The organism is Salinicola sp. MH3R3-1 (assembly GCF_001937155.1).
In the GTDB taxonomy this organism is placed as follows: Bacteria; Pseudomonadota; Gammaproteobacteria; order Pseudomonadales; family Halomonadaceae; genus Salinicola; species Salinicola halophyticus.
Genome location: NZ_MSDP01000127.1, coordinates 1 through 903 on the forward strand (window position 1 = coordinate 1; position 903 = coordinate 903).

General features: G+C 54.5%; 2 rRNA genes. Both read left to right on the forward strand.

From position 1 onward, the window contains the following. A 23S ribosomal RNA gene (locus tag BTW08_RS18700) occupies positions 1-609 on the forward strand; the annotation flags it as partial. 227 nt (positions 610-836) lie between these two features. After that, a 5S ribosomal RNA gene (rrf, locus tag BTW08_RS18705) occupies positions 837-903 on the forward strand; the annotation flags it as partial.

Consider the following 903-nt stretch of genomic DNA (forward strand, 5'->3'; position numbering starts at 1 on the left):
TCAGCACGGTTGGAAATCGTGCATTGAGTGCAAGAGCATAAGGGTGCTTAACTGCGAGACAGACACGTCGAGCAGGTACGAAAGTAGGTTCTAGTGATCCGGTGGTTCTGTATGGAAGGGCCATCGCTCAACGGATAAAAGGTACTCCGGGGATAACAGGCTGATACCGCCCAAGAGTTCACATCGACGGCGGTGTTTGGCACCTCGATGTCGGCTCATCACATCCTGGGGCTGAAGTCGGTCCCAAGGGTATGGCTGTTCGCCATTTAAAGTGGTACGCGAGCTGGGTTTAGAACGTCGTGAGACAGTTCGGTCCCTATCTGCCGTGGGCGTTGGAGATTTGAGAAGTGCTGCTCCTAGTACGAGAGGACCGGAGTGGACGCACCTCTGGTGTTCCGGTTGTCACGCCAGTGGCATCGCCGGGTAGCTATGTGCGGAAGGGATAACCGCTGAAAGCATCTAAGCGGGAAGCCTCCTTCAAGATGAGATCTCCCCGAGACCTAGAGTCTCCTAAAGGGTCCAGCAAGACTAGCTGGTTGATAGGCACGGTGTGGAAGCGCTGCAAGGCGTTGAGCTAACGTGTACTAATACCCCGTGAGGCTTGACCATATAACCCCAAGGGGTTTGCAAGACTTTGCTGAAGCCGGAGTGGTGAAAGAGAGCCACGTGGCAAGAAAGGGCAAAGTCGGATCGGTGAACGATCACCGACAACGCAGGATACGCGCTGCCTCGTAGAGCGGGCAGGTAATGAGATGTAGCTCAGTCAGCATGATCCGAATCAGTTGGAATGAGGGTTGGGTAAGCGATGAAAACCCATCATTCCGACGTCAGTTTTGCCTGACGACCATAGCGAGCGGGAACCACCTGATCCATGCCGAACTCAGTAGTGAAACCGCTTAGCGC